The organism is Lapillicoccus sp. (assembly GCF_025353065.1).
Classification (GTDB): Bacteria; Actinomycetota; Actinomycetes; order Actinomycetales; family Dermatophilaceae; genus Lapillicoccus.
Window position 1 is genome coordinate 18,001 of the sequence record NZ_JANXRJ010000189.1, and the last position, 17,751, is coordinate 35,751.

The window sequence follows — 17,751 nt, forward strand, 5'->3', positions numbered from 1 at the left end:
GGCGGCGTCAGTTCAGGAGCATGCTGGGGAGACCCGCATACACGAGGAGCATCCGATGCCCGACCGCCCCGACCACGCCGCGGACGAACCGCAGCACGACGACAGCGGCACGCCGGACGAGACCACGCCCTCCGCGACGCCGGGATCGGGCGACGCCACCGGTCCGGGGACCGCGGGTCAGGCCGACAGCAGCGGTGACGCCTGGGCGTCGGCCGTCGACAAGCCGGTCACCCCGGACACCCCGGCAGCAGCCGGCGACCGGCCCCGGATGGGCTTCTCGGGGTCGTCCTCCGGCGCCGAGGGAGCCGGGCGGCCGAACGACGAGACGCCCGACCTCGAGTCGATGATGCAGCAGCTGCTGGGTGGCCTCGGTGGGGCCGGGGGGGGCATGCCCGACCTCAACCAGCTGATCCGCCAGCTCGGTGGTGGCGCCGGTGGCGCCGGCGGGCAGCTGCCCGACCTCGGCGAGCTGATGCGCCAGCTCGGAGGAATGGGTGGCGCCGGTGGTTCCGGGCAGATGCCCGACCTCGGTGAGCTCATCCGCCGCTTCGGTGGGACACCCGGCGGTGCGTCCGGCGCGCCGGGTTCCGAAGCCGGCTCCGGGTCCGGCGACCCGATGACCGAGATCTTCAAGAGCATGGGCATCGACCCGGCCGACTCCGGCCAGCTCGCGATGCTCCAGAGCCAGATCGCCCAGATGTTCTCTCCGCAGACCACCGAGAGCCGCGCCGCGATGGCGACCGACGTCGCCCGCAAGACCGTCGCGGGCGGCGACGCCGACCCGACCGTCAGCGCCAAGCAGCAGCGCGAGGTGACCGAGGCCGTCCAGGTCGCCCAGCTGTGGATCGACCCCGTGACGACCCTCGACGCGCCGTCGGGAACCGGTCTCGCCTGGAGCCGGGCCGAGTGGGTCGAGGCGACGATGCCGATGTGGCACAGCCTCGTCGAGCCGGTCTCCTCGGGCGTCACCGCCGCCGTGACCGACGCCCTCAAGGACCAGATGGGCAAGCTCGGCAGCGAGGGGCTGGGGGGCGAGGGTGGCCTCCCGCAGATCGAGGGCCTCGACCTCGGTGGGCTCCTCGACCAGGTGCGACCGGCGATGGAACAGCTGGCCGGCTCGATGTTCTCGGCCCAGCTCGGCCACGGCGTCGGAGCGCTCGCCGGCGACGTGCTCACCGGCACCGAGGTCGGCCTGCCGCTGCTCGGGTCGGAGGACATCGCGCTGCTGCCCGCCAACATCCACGCCTTCACCGAGGGCCTGGAGATCGAGGAGCCGCAGGTGCGGCTCTACCTCGCCGTCCGCGAGGCCGCCCGGGCGCGCCTCTTCGCTGCGGTGCCGTGGCTCGGCCCGCAGCTCGCGGCAGCCGTGCGCGACTACGCCCGCGCCATCACCATCGACACCGACGCCATCGAGGAGCAGGTGCGCTCGATGGACATCCAGAACCCCGCCGCGATTCAGGAGGCGTTGCAGCACAAGCTGTTCTCGCCCACCCCGACCCCGGAGCAGCAGGCCGCCCTGGCCCGGCTCGAGACCTCGCTCGCCCTCGTCGAGGGCTGGGTCGACATCGTCACCGAACAGGCGACCCTGCCCCACCTGCCGCAGGCCGGTGCCCTGGGCGAGGCGATGCGTCGTCGACGCGCCGGTGGTCCGGCCCAGAAGACCTTCATGGGTCTCGTCGGGCTCGATCTGCGGCCACGACGGCTGAAGGACGCCCGCAACCTCTGGGCGGCGTTGGAGAACGCCGGCGGGATGGAGTTCCGCGACGCCCCGTGGGCGCACCCCGACATCGCTCCCCGGGGGGAGGACCTCGACGACCCCCTGGGCTACGTCGAGAAGCGCCGGAGCGCCGGGACCGACGACGACCTCGACAGCGCGCTCGACGCGTTGCTGAGCGGCGAGACCGGTGACGGGCCATCGACCGGCGAGGAGCCGCAGGACGGCAAGGGACCGCAGGGCTCCTGACCGGATGGCCCCTCCCCCCACGGCGCCGGTGCCGGCCGGTGACGCCGGGCACCCGGCATACGGGCTCCTGCATGCCGACGCCGAGCGGTTGCTGCGCGCCTACCAGCCCGCGGACGGGCAGCAGGAGCTCGTGCGTCTCGACCTGCTCGCCCACCTCGCCGCGCACCCCGACGCGATGGCCAGATCGGGGCCACCAGCCCATTTCACCGCCAGCTGCCTCGTGCTGGACCCGTCGCTCGAGCGGGTGCTGCTGACGCACCATCGCAAGGCCGACCAGTGGTTCCAGTTCGGCGGGCACCTCGAGGTCGGCGACCGCTCGGTGCGGGCCGGCGCGCAACGCGAGGCGCTCGAGGAGTCCGGCGTCGAGGGGCTGCGGGTCACCCCGTATGCCGTCCACCTGGACCGTCACGCGCTCGTCGGGGCGTTCGGCCGCTGCGCCGAGCACCTCGACATCCGGTATGCCGCCGTCGCCCCCCAGGGCGCCCGGCCGGCGGTCAGCGCGGAGTCCCTCGACGTGCGGTGGTGGTCGGTGGACGCCCTCCCCGGCGACGGCGGGCTGGCGCGGCCGGTGGCCCTAGCACGTCAGGCGCTGGCCGGGGTCGTCTGAGCCGCGTCCAGCCGCCCGGCCGGAGGGGTCAGAAGAGCTGGCCGTCGGCCGAGGCGAGGTGGGGCTCGCCCACGTCGACCTCGAGCACGTGCAGCTCGTCCTCCACATCCTCGACCGCTCCCTCGGAGGCCACGACCTCGTCGAGCTCGTGGTCGTGGTCGTCCATCGTCAGTCCGGCCGCCGCGGCAACGCCCTCGAGGTAGCCCCGGGCGCGCTCGACCCGGGGGTAGCCTTCCAGGAGCCGCCAGAAGGCGCGGTCGTGCCCCGGCTGCAGGAGGTGGGCCAGCTCGTGGAGGATCACGTAGTCGAGGACGAAGCCGGGCATCCCCTTCAGCCGGTCGGAGATCCGGATCGTGCCGTCCGCCGGCGTGCACGACCCCCATCGGCTGCGCTGGTTGGCCACCCAGCGCACGGAGACCGGGCGGGCCAGGCCACCGAGGTGACGGGCCGAGAGGTCGGCAGCACGGGCCGCGAGCCCGTCGTCGCTGGGCCGCCGCCGACGATCCCCGTCAGCGAGCTTGCCGAGCATCGCGTCGACCCAGCGACGCTCCTCGGCCTTGGTGAACCGGGCGGGGATGAGGACGATGGTGCGGCCGCCCTCGCGGTAGGCGCTGACGGTGCGACGCCGACGACGACTGCGCCGGACCTCGACCTCGTCACCGACTCCATCGCCCATGCCGTCGAGATTACGGCCAAACGGCATCGTTCGGGTGGAGGCCGGGCACTGTACGCCCTTCGGGACGGCCTCGACGCCCGCCATCCTCAGGGCGTGGCCAATGCACGCGATGGCCACCACGCTGGTCTAGGGTTTGACGAAGTCCTGTGCCGGAGACCGTGGCGCAGACAGACAAGGAGAGAACGTCGATGGCTGACAAAGCACCTGCAACCGAGACGGGCGAGACCTACTCGGGCGAGTTCTACTGCGTGAAGTGCAAGGAGAAGCGCGAAGCCGAGGGCAAGGTCGTCGTCAGCGAGAACGGACGACGGATGGCCAAGGGCAAGTGCCCCGTGTGCGGCACCAACCTCAACCGGATCCTCGGCAAGAGCTGACCCCCACCACCTCGCGCGAGGGCGGGACCGCACCCGCGGTCCCGCCCTCGTCGTGTGCGGGCCCGGTCGCGTCAGGGGTCCGGCCTGTGCGACCGAGGCGGCGCGCGCCGGTGGGCGCCGGCACGGGTGACCCGCGGCGTCGGCACGACGGCATGCCCTCGGCCGTATGCCGTGCGCCCCCCGTCGGGCACGAGTCCCCACCCGGCGCGCGGATCTGACCCACGCGCACGCCTGCGAGCGCCTTGCCTGTGGATGACGGGGTGGCACAAGCCTTTTGGTGTGGGAGATTCAGGTGGGTCACCCGAGGAGGTGCGCGCACCCATGGCATCCCGCCCAAAGCTCAAGCCGTACTTCCGACCGTTGCGACGGGGTCCGGGCACGGTCCAGCTCGGGCTGAGCGCAGGGTCCGGGGGCGTGGTCCTCAGCGGATTGCACCCGCCGGAGATCGCCTTCCTCGTCCGCCTGGACGGGACGCTGACCGAGACCGAGCTCCTCGACGACGCCGCCGGTCGCGGGATCCTCCCGGCGCGGGCGACCGTGCTCGTCGCCCTGCTGCGCGAGCACCACCTGCTGGACGGGGACCTCGACGGGGCGGGCCCCGACCGGGTGGACCTCGGCCGACTGCCGGGGACGCCCCTGGCGCTGGCGCACCTCGGCGTCGACGATGCGCCCGTGCTGGCGCTGCCGGGGCCGGGCGTGGCGCTCGAGCCGGTCGTTCTCCGGCCCGGGACGGTGCTGCGGGATCCGGCGCCCTTGCCCGTCGCGGCGTTCCGCGCGCCGGGGTCCGACGGGACGAGAGGGGCGCGAGGGACTGACGGGGCACTGGTGGCGCGCGTGGTGGGCGGGGCTGACGAGTTTTTCGAGGCGGGCGAGGTTGTTGGGGCCGGCGAGGTTGAGGCTGCTCCACCGTTCGGGACTGACGGGTGTGACGCGATACCGGGCGGAACTCCTGGCGGGACTCCTGGCGGGACCCCGAGCGGCACCCGGCAGCTGCTGCACCGGACCGGGTGGCGGGTCGTCGTGTCCGGCCGCGGGCGCCTCCCCTGGGCCATCGGCAGCCTGCTGCGGACCACGGGGGTGGGCCAGGTCGATCTCGGTCCGGCCGCGGTGCACGCCCTCGACCAAGCGCTGCGGGCCGACCCGAGCGTCGCCGCCCCGGACCTCGTCGTCCTCGTCGGGGCGGGCCGGCTCGACCCGCGGACCGGAGACCCGTGGTGGCGCCGCGGGGTGCCCACGGTGCCGGTCGTCATCGACGGGCGACGGATCGTCGTCGGGCCCGTGCTCGACGACCCGTCGGGGCCGTGCCTGCGCTGCCTCGACCTCGAACGGGCAGACCGCGACGTGGCCTGGCCGGCGCTGGTCGCCCAGCTGGCCGCGGAGGGCGGGTCCGGCGTCGACGACGAGATCTCCAGCGAGAGCACGTTGACCACGATGGCCAGCGGGGTGGTGGCGATGATCGTGACGGCCCACCTCGCCGGTGACCGGTCGCCGGCCGGCGTGTCGGTCGAGATGAGCCTGCCCTGGCCCCGGCTGGACCACCGCCGCTGGGCGCGCCACCCGCAGTGCGCGGCGCACGCGCGGGCGCGGCATACGGGCGGGTCGAGAGGTCAGGTTCGGTCGGACCGGCACCCTGAGTCCGGCCGCAGCTGACCTCTCGCGTGAGCGCTGCGTGAGCGCCGGTGTGAACGGGCATCCGCACGGCTCGCGTTCGTCGTCCGAGGCAGGCTCCGGCGCGGGGTCAGGTGCAGGTCGGCGGCGCGGCGGGAGACAATGGGGACGTGAGTGATATTCCGCGTAACGCCGTCACCCGAGCCGCCCGACTGGCCACGCTGCCTGCCGGCATCGCCGGCCGCGCCGCCTGGGGACTGGGCAAGCGGATCGGCGGCAAGCCAGCCGAGATGGTCGCGGCCGAGCTCCAGGCGCGCACCGCCGAGCAGCTCTTCAAGGTGCTCGGTGAGCTCAAGGGCGGGGCCATGAAGTTCGGCCAGGCTCTGTCGATCTTCGAGTCGGCGCTGCCCGAGGAGGCGGCCGCCCCCTACCGCGCGATGCTCACCAAGCTCCAGGACAGCGCACCGCCGCTTCCGGCCTCCGTCGTGCACGAGGTGCTCGCCGCCGAGCTCGGGCCGCGCTGGCGCCGCAGCTTCCTGGAGTTCTCCGACGAGCCGGTCGCGGCCGCCTCGATCGGGCAGGTGCACCGCGGTGTCTGGCGGGACGGGCGCGACGTCGCCGTCAAGGTCCAGTACCCCGGCGCCGGCAAGGCCCTGCTGTCCGACATCACGCAGCTGTCGCGGGTGGCCAAGATCGCGACGGCGTGGGTGCCCGGCATGGAGATCAAGCCGATCCTCGACGAGCTGCGCAGCCGGATGTCGGAGGAGCTCGACTACCGGCTCGAGGCGAAGTCGCAGGAGAAGTTCGCCAAGGGCTTCGACGGCGACCCGCACTTCGCCATCCCCCACGTCCTCAAGCACAGCGAGCACGTCATCGTCAGCGAGTGGATGGACGGCCGGCCGCTCTCGCAGATCATCACCGACGGGACGCAGGCCGAGCGCGACCAGGCCGCCCAGCGCTACATGGAGGGGCTGCTCGTCGGGCCCGGACGCGTGGGGCTGCTGCACGCCGACCCGCACCCCGGCAACTTCCGGATGCTGCCCGACGGGCGGCTCGGGATCATCGACTTCGGCGCCGTCAACCGGCTGCCGCACGGGCTGCCCGTCGAGATGGGGACCTTCCTCAACATGACGCTCGAGGGCGATGCCGAGGGCACCCTCGAGGGCCTGCGCGGGATCGGCTTCGTCCGCCCGTCGATGCAGATCGACGCCCAGCGGCTGCTCGAGTATCTCGAGCCCTTCATCGCGCCGCTGCACACGGACACCTTCACCTTCAGCCGGCCGTGGCTGCGTGACGTCTTCGCGCACATCAACGACCCGCGCCGCCCCAACTACGCCGTCGGCATGAAGCTCAACCTGCCGCCCGAGTACCTCCTGATCCACCGCGTCTGGCTCGGCGGCATCGGGGTGCTGTGCCAGATCAACGGCGAGGTCCACGGGCGCGAGACCGTGGCGGCATACCTGCCCGGAGCCGACCTGCCGCCGCTAGGGTACTGAGGGCGGGGCCCTCGCCCCTGTCGCTCGACTCGGAGTCGAGCGCCGCAAGTCGGCCGGTCACCACCAGGTGGCGTCGAGTTTTGCCTCGATGCTGCGCAGGTGGGTCCGGCTGCAGACGTCGCACGTCCAGACCGGGCGGCCGTTCTCCATGGCACGCGCCCAGGTCAGGAGGACAGCGGAGTCGTCGCTCGGGACACTCCGCCCGCAGGTGGCGCAGGTCATCGCGGTGTCGTCACCCGGCATACGGGCCAGTCAACACCCCGTCGGCCCCGGACAGGGGACGGTCAACCGGCACGAGTCCGGTTTGACCCGCCGGTATGCCGTGCAAAGCGGACTCGCGCCGGTCCTGTGTCCCATGGAGTCCAGCCGTCAGCCCTTGGCGGCGGCCTTGGCCTCCTTCTTGAACGAGCGCACCTTGTCGAGCGACTCGGCGTCGACGACGTCGGCGACCGAGCGGAACGAGCCCTTCTCGGCGTAGGGGCCGATCGCGTCGGCCCAGCCCCGCGGCTTGACGCCGAGCTGCTTGCCGACGAGCGCGGCGAAGATCTTAGCCTTCTGCTCGCCGAACCCCGGCAGGGCCTGGATGCGGGCGACGAGGTCGGTCCCGGAGGAGGCCTCGCTCCAGATCCGCTCCGCGTCGCCGCCGTACTCCTCGACGACGACCGCGGCGACGGCCTGGATGCGCCCGGCCATCGACCGCCCGTAACGGTGGATCGCCGGCGGCGTGGAACAGAGGTCGGCGAACGAGTCCGGCTCTGCCGCAGCGATCTTCGCCGGATCGAGGCTGCCGAACCGTTCGAGCACCTTGGCGGGCCCGGCGAACGCCCGCTCCATGGGGAACTGCTGGTCGAGCAGCATCCCCGTGAGCAGCCCGAACGCATCGGTGCTCAGCACCTCGTCGGCCGTGGGGTCCTGGGCGATCTGCAGCGAGGCCTTCATGGGAGGCAGCCTACGACCGCAGGGTCCCGTCGCGGCCCCAGGTGATCTACGGTGTCCCAGCACCGCGGATCACCTCAACCCGCGGAGCCGGTCACTCGCCGGCCGCGAGGTCGGCGTGCTGGTCACGCAGCTGCCGCTTGAGGATCTTGCCGCTGGGGTTCTTCGGCAGCGACTCGGCGACGACGACGTACTTCGGCGCCTTGAAGCCGGCGAGCACCGTCCTGCTGTGGGCGATGACGGCCTCCGGTGTCAGCTCGACCCCGGGCTTGGCCACGACGAACGCGGCGACGGCCTCGACCCAGCGGGGATGGCTGATGCCGAAGACGGCGACCTCGGCCACGCCGCCAAGGGTGTAGACGGCCTCCTCGACCTCGCGGCTCGCGACGTTCTCGCCGCCGGACTTGATCATGTCCTTCTTGCGGTCGACGACGTAGAGGTGGCCGGTGGCGTCGACGTAGCCGAGGTCGCCGGAGTGGAACCACCCGCCGCGGAACGCCTCGGCCGTCTTCGCGTCGTCCGCGTAGTAGCCGAGCGTCGCGTGGGGAGAACGGTGCACGATCTCGCCCACTGTCCCGGACGGCACCGGCTGGTCGTCGTCGTCGACGATGCGCGTCTCGACGTTGAGCGCTGCCCGGCCGGCGGACCCGGCATACGGGATCTGCTCGTCGGGTCCGAGGATGGTGGCGAGCGGGGCCATCTCGGTCTGGCCGTAGAAGTTCCAGAGGGCGACGTCGGGCAGCCGTCGCTGGATCTCCCTGAGCACCTCGACCGGCATCGGCGAGGCGCCGTAGTAGCCCTTGCGCAGCGAGGACAGGTCGGTGGTGTCGAGCTCCGGCGAGCGCAGCAGCCCGATCCAGACCGTCGGCGGGGCGAAGTACTTCGTCACCCCCTGCTCGGCGATCGTCCGCAGGACCGTGGCCGGATCGGGACCGGGCAGAAGGATGCTCGTCGCACCGAGGTAGACGTCGACGCCGAGGAAGCAGTCGAGCTGCGCACAGTGGTAGAGCGGCAGGGTGTGCAGCTCGATGTCGTCGGCGCTCATCCCGCCGTCGATCGCGCAGGAGACGTACTGCCACATCAGCGCCCGGCTCGTGAGGAGCGCACCCTTGGGCCGCGACTCCGTCCCCGAGGTGAACATCATCCGCACCGGGTCGTCGTCGCCCATGGGCACCTCGGCCGGTATGCCGTCGAAGTCGACCCACGCCTGCAGGTCCGGCCAACCGGTCGTCACCCCCGACACCCCGATCGCCGCCCGCACGGGGACCTCTCCCGCTGCCACCGCAATGGCCTGATCGGCCACCGAGACCAGGGCGTCCTCGACGACGAACGCCGAGGCGCGGCTGTGGTCGAGGATGAAGGCGATCTCGGCGGGCTGGAGCATGAAGTTGACCGGCACGAGGACCACGCCCGCGCGAGCCGTCGCGAAGTCGAGCACGACGAACTGCCAGCAGTTGTGGCTCAGCAGCGCCAGTCGGTCGCCCTTGCCGAGGCCGGCGTCGGCGAGTGCGGCCGCGACCCGGTCGACGGCCGTGTCGAGCTCGCGGAAGGTCAGCGTCGTGTCGCCGTCGATGATCGCGACCTTGTCCGGCAGCCGCTGCGCCGTGCGACGGGGGATGTCGCCGAGCGACTGCTGACGGGCCTGCTGGACGAGCGCTTCGATCGACATCGGGACTCCTGTGGCACGACGGCTGTTGTCTCGCAGGGTAGCCCAGCGTCCGCCGAGGTGAGACGCGCTCACCGGCCGCGGTGGACGGAGACCCTCCGCAGGGGGTGAGGGAGCCGACGCACCAGCCCTGGCCACCGGTCGAGGCGCCCACGCAGCCGACACCGGACAGCGTCCCGTCGTCGGCCCCAGACGCGGAGGGTCTGCGCCTGCTGCAGCGTCGCCCCGCCGCTCATCTTGTAGCGCTGGACTCCGGCTCCCCAGTCGACGACGTCGATCCCCGGATCGGCGTGGGCCGCCCGAACGACCTCCGCGTTGGCGAGCGTCCCGGCGCTGAGGCGCCGCCACTCAGGCGCCACGTAGTTGGACCAGACCCACAGCCGTCGGTGGTCGAGCAGCCCGACCGCGAACGCTGCGAGCCTCCCGTCGACACGCGCGACGAGCAGGCGCAACACCCCGGCCTCGGCGTGCCCGCGCAGGGTGTCGACCCAGATCTCGCGCTCGACGCGTTCACTGAGCAGCGCTGTCCCGCGTAGCTGCTCGTTACGGCGGATGTGCAGGTCGATGAGCTCGGGCAGCATCGACTCGACCTCGTGCGGATCCTCGTGCCAGGTCATCGTCACCTCGCGACCCTCGCGCCGGGCGACGTTGCGGGCCCGGTTGACCGCGGAGCGGACGTTGCGACTGAGCACCTGGTCGACCGGCCGGCCCGAAGTGACATCGAGGACCGGGGTCGGGGTCACTCGGTGACTGACGGCGCGCGCGGCAGTGACCTGCAGCAGCCGGGTCGCCACCTCGTCCAGCTCCGGAAGGTCCTCGATCCGCAGCGACCACCGCCGGTCCTCACCTCGGCAGGCGTCGAGCAGCGTTGTCGCAAGGGCGTTTCCAGCCGAGGCGTCCCGGTGCAGCAGCCGGAACGGCTCCTCCGACGACCCGGCCTTGTCGATGAGCACCCGACCCGAGGCCGTATGCCGCACGGTCACCGCTGCGCCCGCGACGAGGACGCCGTCGCGCTCGACCAGGACGACCCGCAGCGCCCGGTCCGGGCGGGCCCGCGCCCAGGCCGACACAGAATACGACCTCATCGAGACCGGGGCCCCGACCTCGTCGACCAACCGATCCCATCGCCCCGCCCACGACGCGAACCCGGGGAGGCCCGCGACGACGCGCCCGCGGTCGGGCGAGGAGGGGTCATCGCTCACAGGTCAAACTACCGAACCTCGCGCCAAAGAGGCGTCAAGCAGGGCCTTGCGGACTTACAGCAGGTAGACCAGCCCCGGCCCCTCGTCGCGGTAGGCAAGCCCGAGATCGTCCAACGCTGCGGTCCACGACCCCGTCACCGCGGGGTCGGAGCCCTCGAAACCGTGGTCGGCGGTCAGGACGATCGCGACCTCGTCGAGCACACCCTGCTGCTCGAGGCGGTCGAGGAAGACCCCGAGCCGGGCGTCGGACTGGCGCATCGTCGCGCGGGCGATCTCCGACCGGGGACCGGCCGCGTGGTGGCCCGCGTCCGTGACGATGTTGGCCCACCACGTCAGCCGCGGCGCGGACTCCGGTGCTGCCCACAGCTGGAGCACCTGCTGGAGCCCGAGGTCGTCGACCTGCACGGCCCAGCTCACCGACGCGTCCGCGAGCATCGCCGGGTCGACGACGAACGGCGACGCACGAGGGTCAGGCAGCTCGGCGTTGAGTCCACCAGCGCCAGCAGCGTTGCCACTGGCGCGGATTCGTTGCATCGTCGAGTAGTCGGCACCACGATCGATCGCCTCGTCGACGCTCGCGGTCCGCGCGCCGGCGCCCGATGGCACGGCGTCGCCGACCATCTCGAACACCGTCCGCACGCCCGGCCGCAGCCACTCGCTCGACCGGTGCCAGGTGCTCGCGTCGTTGGGGACGACCCGCTCCCCCGTCTCGCGGTCGTAGAACACGTTGCCCAGCACGCCGTGCCGCCCGGGACCCACACCGGTGAGGATCGAGGTGTGGTTGGTCAGCGTGATGCTCGGGAACTGGGCGACCGCGCCGCCGCGCAGCGCCGTGCCCCGCGCGATCAGCCGGGCGACGTGCGGCAGCTCGCCGGTCTCGGCGAGGTGCACCAGGTCGGAGCAGTGCGCGCCGTCCCAGAGGATGCCGACGACGGCGCGGGGCCGGACCCCGTCGAGGTATGCCGCCAGCACCCGTCCGTCGAGCGGCTGGCCGGCCGCGTCGTGCAGGTCGGCCTCCGGGACCCCGGCCAGCGCCGCCAACGTCGGGCCGACATCGACGAGCCGGGCGTGCTCGTCGACGAGACCGCGCCGCCGGATCCCGGCGCCCGACAGCACCAGGGGTGCCCGCGACTGGATGACGTCGAGCGAGCCGTGCTCGCCGACGTGGCCGCCCTGCTCGGGGTAGAAGTGTCGGGGCGTGTGGACGACGGCGACATCGGGGCTGCGGGCCGGGTCGGCGAAGAAGGAGAGGATCCGCTCGGCCGCGAGGGGGTAGGCGTTGTCGAGGGAGCTGCCCGGCGAGGGGTCGGCGAGCTCGGCGGCATACGGGAGGAAGGCCATCGCGTCCTCGCTGGGCAGGGGGTCGACACCCGCCAGCACCTCGTGCTGCGCCCCGGGACGCAGGACGACCCGGCCGAGGTGGCTCGCGGCGTGGGCGGTCATGACGCCGTCGACGTCCTCCACCCAGAGGACGAGGTCGACGATCGGAGCGAGCTCGGGGGTGGTGAGCGCGGCGACGACACGCGCACGGTCGTCCGCCCGGTCGGCGGATCGGGTGCCGGAACGGACGACGGAGGGGGTCTGTCGGTCTTCAGCGGGCGACGGCGGCGTCATGCCCGCGAGTCTCGCAGAGGGGGGCGGGGCACACAGCCCGCAGAGGCGACGAGGGCGGGGAGACCATGGTCATCCCCGCCCTCGCGCTGGCGATGGTGGTGCTGGTGCCGGAGGTCCGCGGTGGATGCTTCCGGGTCGTGCTGCGGGTCACTGCTGGTGACCGCTACGACGCGAACGACGGATCTCGAGCTGGATCAGCCGCGCTCCGCGACGGATGCCGTGGACCCGTTGGGGTCGCAGGCGCTGCTCGACGTTCTGTCGAGCGAGCTCAAAATGCTGAGCCTGATACATGGTGATGCTCCTTGTGGTGGTCAAGCAGGTCGTGGTCACGCAGGTCGTGGTCACGCAGGTGGTGGTCACGCAGGTGGTGGTCACGCGGGTGAGGTCGTCGACGGCGGGTGCCGTCAGGCGGCGTAGACGTCGTCCTTCCGGGGGCGACCACGCGGCCGCTTCCGGGCGACGACGGCCCCCTGGACGAGGAGCTGTCCGCCCCAGACGCCCCAGGGCTCGCGCCGGTCGAGCGCCCCGACGAGGCACTCGGCCTGGAACGGGCAGACCGCGCACAGGCTCTTGGCGAACTCCACGTCGGCGGGGCTCTCCGCGAACCACAGCTCCGAGTCGTACTCCCGGCACGGGATGCCCGTCGTCTCGACCCGGGCCGTCAGGTCGATCAGTGCAGTCAACATCGGTAACACCTCCCTCTCGTCCTCGGCTCCCCGGGGGTGTCCCGGGGGCCTGATCTCGGTCCCTCGCGCCGGCCCGTGGTGGGGGCCGCCGTGATGCTGTTCTCTTCGGTGGGTCGTGCGGTGGGTCGTGCGGTGCTGCGTCATCAGCGTGTCTTCCTGGTGTTCGCCGCGACCCGTGCTGTCCGGCGGGACGAGACGTCCCGGAGAAACAGAAAAGGCCGCGGATCCCGGATGTCGGGTTCCGCGGCCTGGAGGACCGGTCTGAGGTCGATCAGACGGGTGGTCTCCCGGAGCGGAGGTCATCGACATCCATGAACGGGGTGGTGAGGGTCGTGGGGAGCTGGTCCGTGGCTGCCGGGGCATAGCCGCATCCTCGAGCGATGCCACCCCGGAGGGCCGGGCTGTGGGCATCGGCGGACGGAGTCGTCCCCCAGATCGCACCGGTGACGGGCGCGAGGAGGTGGGCCGACTGCGAGCGCTCGATGCGGATCCGCGTGCGCGACTCGATCATCGGGACAATCCCCTTCGTCATCGTGGTGTTCTTCATCAGGCCAACCTCCTTCATGTCTCTCGTGGGCCCCAACCGGCCACCTGAACCCGTTGGACTTGCTCGGTCAGGTTACGCCGGGGGCGGAAGCGCGAACAACTTATTTATCGGCTTTTCTGGAACTTTCTTTTGAGAAGGCTCAGGAAGAGCCCAGTTCCTTTGCGGCAGAGTACTTCTCGGCGACGATCTCGGGGTCGGCACCACCGAGGATCTCGAGCACCGCCCCGCCGTGCTGGTCGAGCTTGACCGCCCCGACCCCGGTGATCCGCGCCAGCTCGGGCAGACCGCCCGGGCGGGCCTCGGCGATCGCCGTGAGCGTCGCGTCGGTGAACACGACGTAGGCCGGCACGCTGAGGGTGCGGGCGACGGTCAGTCGCCAGGTGCGGAGCGCCTCGAACGTCGCCTCGTCGTAGGTCGGCGGGCAGTCCTCGCAGCGGCCGATCTTGCGGCGGGCCGCCGACACGAGCTGGGCGCCGCACCCTCGGCACGTCACCGGGGTCGAGGCCTTGAGCGTCGTCGACACCGTTGCCTTCTTCGGCATCGAGCGCGCCCCCGCCCCCAGCACGGACGCGGTGGCGTCGAGGAAGCGGGACGGGCGCCGGCTGGCCCGACCCCCGGGGTTGCGGGCGGTCGCCCAGCTGATCCGCAGGTCGCGGCGGGCCCGGGTCATCCCGACGTAGAGGAGCCGCCGCTCCTCCTCGATCGCCGCCGCTCCCTCGGCCATGGTGATGGGGATCAGCCCGTCGCTGCAGCCGACGAGGAAGACGGTGTCCCACTCCAGCCCCTTGGCGGCGTGGAGGGAGGCGAGCGTGACGCCCTGCACCGACGGGGCGTGCTGCGCGCTGGTGCGCTCGACGATCTCGCTCACGAGGTCGGGCAGTCGGGCGTCCGGACGGGCCGCGACGAGGTCGTCGGCCAGCGACGCGAGGGCCGACAGCGACTCCCAGCGCTCGCGGACCGCTCCCCCGGCGCTCGGCGGGGTCAGGGTCCACCCGGTGCCACCGAGCACGTCGCGCACCAGGTCGGGCAGCGGTTTGCTCGCGTCGTCGCTGCGGGCCGCCCCCCGCAGGAGCAACACCGCCTGCTTGATCTCTGACCGGGCGAAGAACCGCTCCCCACCCTTGACGAGGTAAGGCACGTCGGCCCCCGCGAGCGCCGACTCGAACGCCTCCGACTGGGCATTGGTGCGGAAGAGGATGGCGATCTCGGCGGCCGGGTGGCCGCCGGCGACCAGCGCGGCGATGTCGGCCGCGACGGCGTGGGCCTCGGCGGGGTCGTCCGAATGGTCGGTCAGGCTCGGGGGCCGTCCCGATGCGGACTGCGACTGCAGCTCGACATAGCTGCCCGCCGCCGCACCCGTGGACGCGCGCGCCGCCGACCGGACGACGAGGTTGGCCAGCCCGACGATCTCGGGGGTCGAGCGGTAGTTGCGGACGAGCTTGACCAGCTGCGCCTGGGGGAAGCGCCGGGGGAACCCGAGCAGGTGGGCCGGGGTCGCCCCTGTGAAGGAGTAGATCGTCTGGGCGGGGTCGCCGACGACGCACAGGTCGGTGCGCTCGCCGAGCCAGAGGTCGAGCAGCCGCTGCTGCAGGGCGTTGACGTCCTGGTACTCGTCCACGACGAAGTGGCGGTACTGCGAGCGCACCGTGCGGGCGACGTCGTCCCGCTCGGCGAGGATGCCGGCCATGATCAGCAGGACGTCTTCGAAGTCCATCACCCCGCGGGCGGTCTTGGCCTCCTCGTAGGTCTCGAAGACGCGGGCCATCGCGGTGAGGTCGATGCCCGCGGGGTCGCGGCCCTGGGTCCGGGCCGACCCGGCATACGTCTCCGGGGTGAGGAGGTTGACTTTCGCCCACTCGATCTCGGACGCGAGGTCGCGGATCGCCGCGCGGTCGAAACGCATCCGCAGGCGCGAGGCGGCCTCGCCGACGACGGTGGCCTTCCACGGCAGCACCTCGGGCGCGGCGCCGCCGATCGCCTGCGGCCAGAAGAAGTGGAGCTGGCGCAGCGCCGCCGAGTGGAAGGTCCGGGCCTGGACCCCACCGACGCCGAGGCCGCGCAGCCGGGTGCGCATCTCGCCGGCCGCGCGCGCGGTGAAGGTCACCGCGAGGACGGTCTGCGGCTGGTAGGCACCGGAGTGGACGCCGTAGGCGATGCGGTGGGTGATCGCGCGGGTCTTGCCGGTCCCAGCCCCGGCGAGCACGCACATCGGCCCCAGCGGGGAGGCCGCCACGGCGCGCTGCTCCGGGTCGAGGGAGGCGAGGACCTCGTCGGCGGTGGGAACGGCCCGGGCGACCGCCGGGGTGGGGAACGCGATCGCCTCAGTCATGACCGCCCGAGTGTAGTTACCGCCACCGACGTCGGAGCATCCGGCGCGGGCGGCCTGTGGACGACGGGACCCTGCCCGTCGAGGTCCCACCGGTCTGCGGTTGCGACCCCCCGGCCGGAGGACTACACCGGACCCTCCTCAAACGACGAAGGACACGACATGCACGCAGGACGCAGCACCGGTTCGCGCCGGCGGCGGTGGGTGACGGCGCTCGCCGCCACGACCCTGGTTCTCGGCACGCTCGTCGTGGTCGAGGCCACGACGGTCGCCGCCCCCGCGCAGGCCCTCGACAACCACCTGGCCAGGACCCCGCCGATGGGCTTCAACGACTGGAACGCCTTCGGCTGCAACGTCGACGACCAGCTCATCCGGCAGACCGCCGACCTCTTCGTGAGCAGCGGCCTCAAGGCGGCCGGCTACACCTTCGTCAACATCGACGACTGCTGGATGACCCGGACCCGCAGCTCCGACGGGCACCTCGTGCCCGACCCGGCGAAGTTCCCCGAGGGCATGAAGGCGACCGCGGACTACGTCCACTCCCAGGGTCTCAAGATCGGGATCTACGAGGACGCCGGCACGCAGACCTGTGCCGGCTTCCCCGGCAGCCTGGGCCACGAGCAGACCGACGCGACCGACTTCGCGACGTGGGATATCGACTACCTCAAGTACGACAACTGCAACAACGCCTCCGACGGCACCCTCGCCGACTACCAGTCGCGCTACACGGCGATGGGCGACGCGCTCAAGGCCACCGGGCGCCCGATCGTCTACAGCATCTGCGAGTGGGGGGTCAACGACCCGGCCTCGTGGGCCGGCAGCATCGGCAACCTCTGGCGCACCACCGGCGACATCAACGACAGCTGGGGCAGCCTGAAGTCGATCATCGACCAGAACGCCCCCCTCGCGTATGCCGCGAGGCCGGGCGCGTGGAACGACCCCGACATGCTCGAGGTCGGCAACGGCGGTATGGCGCAGACCGAGTACCAGACGCACTTCGGCCTCTGGGCAGTCATGGCGGCGCCGCTGCTCATCGGCACCGACCTGCGCCAGGCGACCCCCGCGACGATGGCGATCTACCTCAACCGGGACGTCATCGCCGTCGACCAGGACCGGCTCGGGGTGCAGGGCCAGGTCATCGCCGACCGCAACGGCACCAGGGTCTTCACCAAGCCGCTCGCCAACGGTGACCGGGCGGTCGCGCTCTACAACTCCACCGACGTCGCGACCACGATCTCGACCACGACGGCACAGGTCGGCCTCCCCCGGGCCGCGGGCTACACCATGAAGGACCTCTGGTCGAAGGCGACGACCGAGACCGCGGGCACGATCAGCGCCTCGGTCCCGGCCCACGGCACGGTCCTGCTGCAGGTGCGCACCACCCCCGGCTGGTCCTCCTTCCCGCCCTCGGTCGCGCTGGCCGCGACGTCTCCCACGGCATACTCCGGGGCCGACGCCGCCGTCAGCCCCGGCGGCACGACCACCGTCACGACCACGGTCGGCAACGCCGGTAAGGACCCCCTCTCGAGCCTGCGGGTCACCACGGCCGCCCCGTCGGGCTGGTCGGTGACGGCCACGAGCCCGTGGTCGAGGGCCACCCTGCGGACGGGCGGGACCTTCGCGACGACGTGGAAGGTCACCGCTCCGCCCGGCACCGCCCCCGGCCCGTATGCCGTGCCCGTCACCACCACCTACGCCTGGGGGGCCCGTTCGCGGGTCGTCGCGACCACCCGCGCCCTCACCGTGGAGGTGGTCGCGCCGCCGCCGCCGGGCGCGTCGCCCCTCAGCGACGTGGCGTGGGTGAGCGCGACCAACGGCTGGGGCCCGGTCGAGAAGGACATGAGCAACGGTGAGACCGCCGCCGGCGACGGGAAGCCGCTCACGATCCGCGGCGCCGTCTTCGCCAAGGGCCTCGGCGTCAACGCCAGCAGTGACATCGTCTACTACCTCGGCGGTGCCTGCTCGTCCCTCACCACCGCGGTCGGGATCGACGACGAGGTGGCGGCGAGCGGGGGCAACGTGATCTTCCAGGTCTTCGCCGGGGACACCA

The 17,751-nt window shown here is 72.3% G+C and carries 16 protein-coding genes; 6 read left to right on the forward strand and 10 right to left on the reverse strand.

Going from position 1 to position 17,751, the window contains the following annotated elements; genetic code table 11:
• Window positions 1-55 precede the first annotated feature (55 nt).
• Window positions 56-1,963 carry a zinc-dependent metalloprotease gene (locus Q0R63_RS14720; RefSeq protein ID WP_295698764.1) on the forward strand — a complete coding sequence of 636 codons (1,908 nt, stop codon included), beginning with the start codon at window positions 56-58 and terminating at the stop codon, window positions 1,961-1,963.
• A 4-nt stretch (window positions 1,964-1,967) separates the two neighbouring features.
• Window positions 1,968-2,570, forward strand: coding sequence for an NUDIX domain-containing protein (locus Q0R63_RS14725; protein WP_295698766.1), 603 nt, complete (start codon window positions 1,968-1,970; stop codon window positions 2,568-2,570).
• A gap of 28 nt (window positions 2,571-2,598) precedes the next feature.
• On the opposite strand, the gene Q0R63_RS14730 is transcribed toward Q0R63_RS14725, so the two are convergent.
• Complete coding sequence (locus Q0R63_RS14730; protein WP_295698768.1) at window positions 2,599-3,246, reverse strand: M48 family metallopeptidase; 648 nt, start codon at window positions 3,244-3,246, stop codon at window positions 2,599-2,601.
• 188 nt (window positions 3,247-3,434) lie between these two features.
• Here Q0R63_RS14730 and Q0R63_RS14735 point away from each other — a divergent pair, with 188 nt between their 5' ends.
• The 3 genes from Q0R63_RS14735 to Q0R63_RS14745 all read left to right on the forward strand — a co-directional run bounded on the left by Q0R63_RS14735 (window position 3,435) and on the right by Q0R63_RS14745 (window position 6,724).
• The gene (locus Q0R63_RS14735) at window positions 3,435-3,620 is read left to right on the forward strand and encodes a DUF5679 domain-containing protein (RefSeq protein ID WP_295698770.1); all 186 of its coding nucleotides are present in this window, start codon (window positions 3,435-3,437) and stop codon (window positions 3,618-3,620) included.
• 321 nt (window positions 3,621-3,941) lie between these two features.
• Entirely contained in the window at window positions 3,942-5,270 is a 1,329-nt protein-coding gene (locus tag Q0R63_RS14740; protein WP_295698772.1) for a hypothetical protein, read from the forward strand.
• A gap of 128 nt (window positions 5,271-5,398) precedes the next feature.
• Window positions 5,399-6,724: an AarF/ABC1/UbiB kinase family protein gene (locus Q0R63_RS14745; RefSeq protein WP_295698775.1), complete on the forward strand. Its 1,326-nt coding sequence runs from the start codon at window positions 5,399-5,401 to the stop codon at window positions 6,722-6,724.
• Window positions 6,725-6,781: 57 nt separating this feature from the next.
• Here Q0R63_RS14745 and Q0R63_RS14750 read toward each other — a convergent pair whose 3' ends face one another.
• The 9 genes from Q0R63_RS14750 to Q0R63_RS14790 form a co-directional block, all read right to left on the reverse strand.
• On the reverse strand, window positions 6,782-6,967 hold the full coding sequence (locus Q0R63_RS14750; protein WP_295698777.1) for a hypothetical protein: 186 nt from the start codon (window positions 6,965-6,967) through the stop codon (window positions 6,782-6,784).
• A gap of 126 nt (window positions 6,968-7,093) precedes the next feature.
• On the reverse strand, window positions 7,094-7,663 hold the full coding sequence (locus tag Q0R63_RS14755; protein WP_295698779.1) for an HhH-GPD-type base excision DNA repair protein: 570 nt from the start codon (window positions 7,661-7,663) through the stop codon (window positions 7,094-7,096).
• A 91-nt stretch (window positions 7,664-7,754) separates the two neighbouring features.
• Window positions 7,755-9,329, reverse strand: a complete 1,575-nt coding sequence (locus Q0R63_RS14760; protein ID WP_295698781.1) for a fatty acyl-CoA synthetase — start codon at window positions 9,327-9,329, stop codon at window positions 7,755-7,757.
• Window positions 9,330-9,397: 68 nt separating this feature from the next.
• Window positions 9,398-10,528, reverse strand: coding sequence for a GNAT family N-acetyltransferase (locus Q0R63_RS14765; RefSeq protein WP_295698783.1), 1,131 nt, complete (start codon window positions 10,526-10,528; stop codon window positions 9,398-9,400).
• 54 nt (window positions 10,529-10,582) lie between these two features.
• Window positions 10,583-12,142: an alkaline phosphatase family protein gene (locus Q0R63_RS14770; protein ID WP_295698785.1), complete on the reverse strand. Its 1,560-nt coding sequence runs from the start codon at window positions 12,140-12,142 to the stop codon at window positions 10,583-10,585.
• Window positions 12,143-12,289: 147 nt separating this feature from the next.
• Entirely contained in the window at window positions 12,290-12,433 is a 144-nt protein-coding gene (locus Q0R63_RS14775) for a hypothetical protein (protein WP_295698789.1), read from the reverse strand.
• Window positions 12,434-12,546: 113 nt separating this feature from the next.
• Window positions 12,547-12,828: a WhiB family transcriptional regulator gene (locus tag Q0R63_RS14780; RefSeq protein WP_295698790.1), complete on the reverse strand. Its 282-nt coding sequence runs from the start codon at window positions 12,826-12,828 to the stop codon at window positions 12,547-12,549.
• Between the two features lie 271 nt (window positions 12,829-13,099).
• Window positions 13,100-13,375: a hypothetical protein gene (locus Q0R63_RS14785; RefSeq protein WP_295698793.1), complete on the reverse strand. Its 276-nt coding sequence runs from the start codon at window positions 13,373-13,375 to the stop codon at window positions 13,100-13,102.
• A 139-nt stretch (window positions 13,376-13,514) separates the two neighbouring features.
• The gene (locus Q0R63_RS14790) at window positions 13,515-15,704 is read right to left on the reverse strand and encodes an ATP-dependent DNA helicase UvrD2 (RefSeq protein WP_295698795.1); all 2,190 of its coding nucleotides are present in this window, start codon (window positions 15,702-15,704) and stop codon (window positions 13,515-13,517) included.
• Window positions 15,705-15,863: 159 nt separating this feature from the next.
• Between Q0R63_RS14790 and Q0R63_RS14795 the strand changes: the two genes are divergently transcribed.
• Window positions 15,864-17,751, forward strand: a 1,888-nt coding sequence (locus Q0R63_RS14795) for an NPCBM/NEW2 domain-containing protein (protein ID WP_295698797.1), incomplete at its 3' end; no start/stop codon positions are given.

Coding starts and splice junctions, on each gene's coding strand:
- Q0R63_RS14720 (WP_295698764.1), top strand. CDS start 56: ATGCCCGACCGCCCCGACCACGCCGCGGACGAACCGCAGCACGACGAC.
- Q0R63_RS14725 (WP_295698766.1), top strand. CDS start 1,968: ATGGCCCCTCCCCCCACGGCGCCGGTGCCGGCCGGTGACGCCGGGCAC.
- Q0R63_RS14730 (WP_295698768.1), bottom strand. CDS start 3,246: ATGGGCGATGGAGTCGGTGACGAGGTCGAGGTCCGGCGCAGTCGTCGT.
- Q0R63_RS14735 (WP_295698770.1), top strand. CDS start 3,435: ATGGCTGACAAAGCACCTGCAACCGAGACGGGCGAGACCTACTCGGGC.
- Q0R63_RS14740 (WP_295698772.1), top strand. CDS start 3,942: ATGGCATCCCGCCCAAAGCTCAAGCCGTACTTCCGACCGTTGCGACGG.
- Q0R63_RS14750 (WP_295698777.1), bottom strand. CDS start 6,967: ATGCCGGGTGACGACACCGCGATGACCTGCGCCACCTGCGGGCGGAGT.
- Q0R63_RS14755 (WP_295698779.1), bottom strand. CDS start 7,663: ATGAAGGCCTCGCTGCAGATCGCCCAGGACCCCACGGCCGACGAGGTG.
- Q0R63_RS14760 (WP_295698781.1), bottom strand. CDS start 9,329: ATGTCGATCGAAGCGCTCGTCCAGCAGGCCCGTCAGCAGTCGCTCGGC.
- Q0R63_RS14770 (WP_295698785.1), bottom strand. CDS start 12,142: ATGACGCCGCCGTCGCCCGCTGAAGACCGACAGACCCCCTCCGTCGTC.
- Q0R63_RS14775 (WP_295698789.1), bottom strand. CDS start 12,433: ATGTATCAGGCTCAGCATTTTGAGCTCGCTCGACAGAACGTCGAGCAG.
- Q0R63_RS14780 (WP_295698790.1), bottom strand. CDS start 12,828: ATGTTGACTGCACTGATCGACCTGACGGCCCGGGTCGAGACGACGGGC.
- Q0R63_RS14785 (WP_295698793.1), bottom strand. CDS start 13,375: ATGAAGAACACCACGATGACGAAGGGGATTGTCCCGATGATCGAGTCG.
- Q0R63_RS14790 (WP_295698795.1), bottom strand. CDS start 15,704: ATGACTGAGGCGATCGCGTTCCCCACCCCGGCGGTCGCCCGGGCCGTT.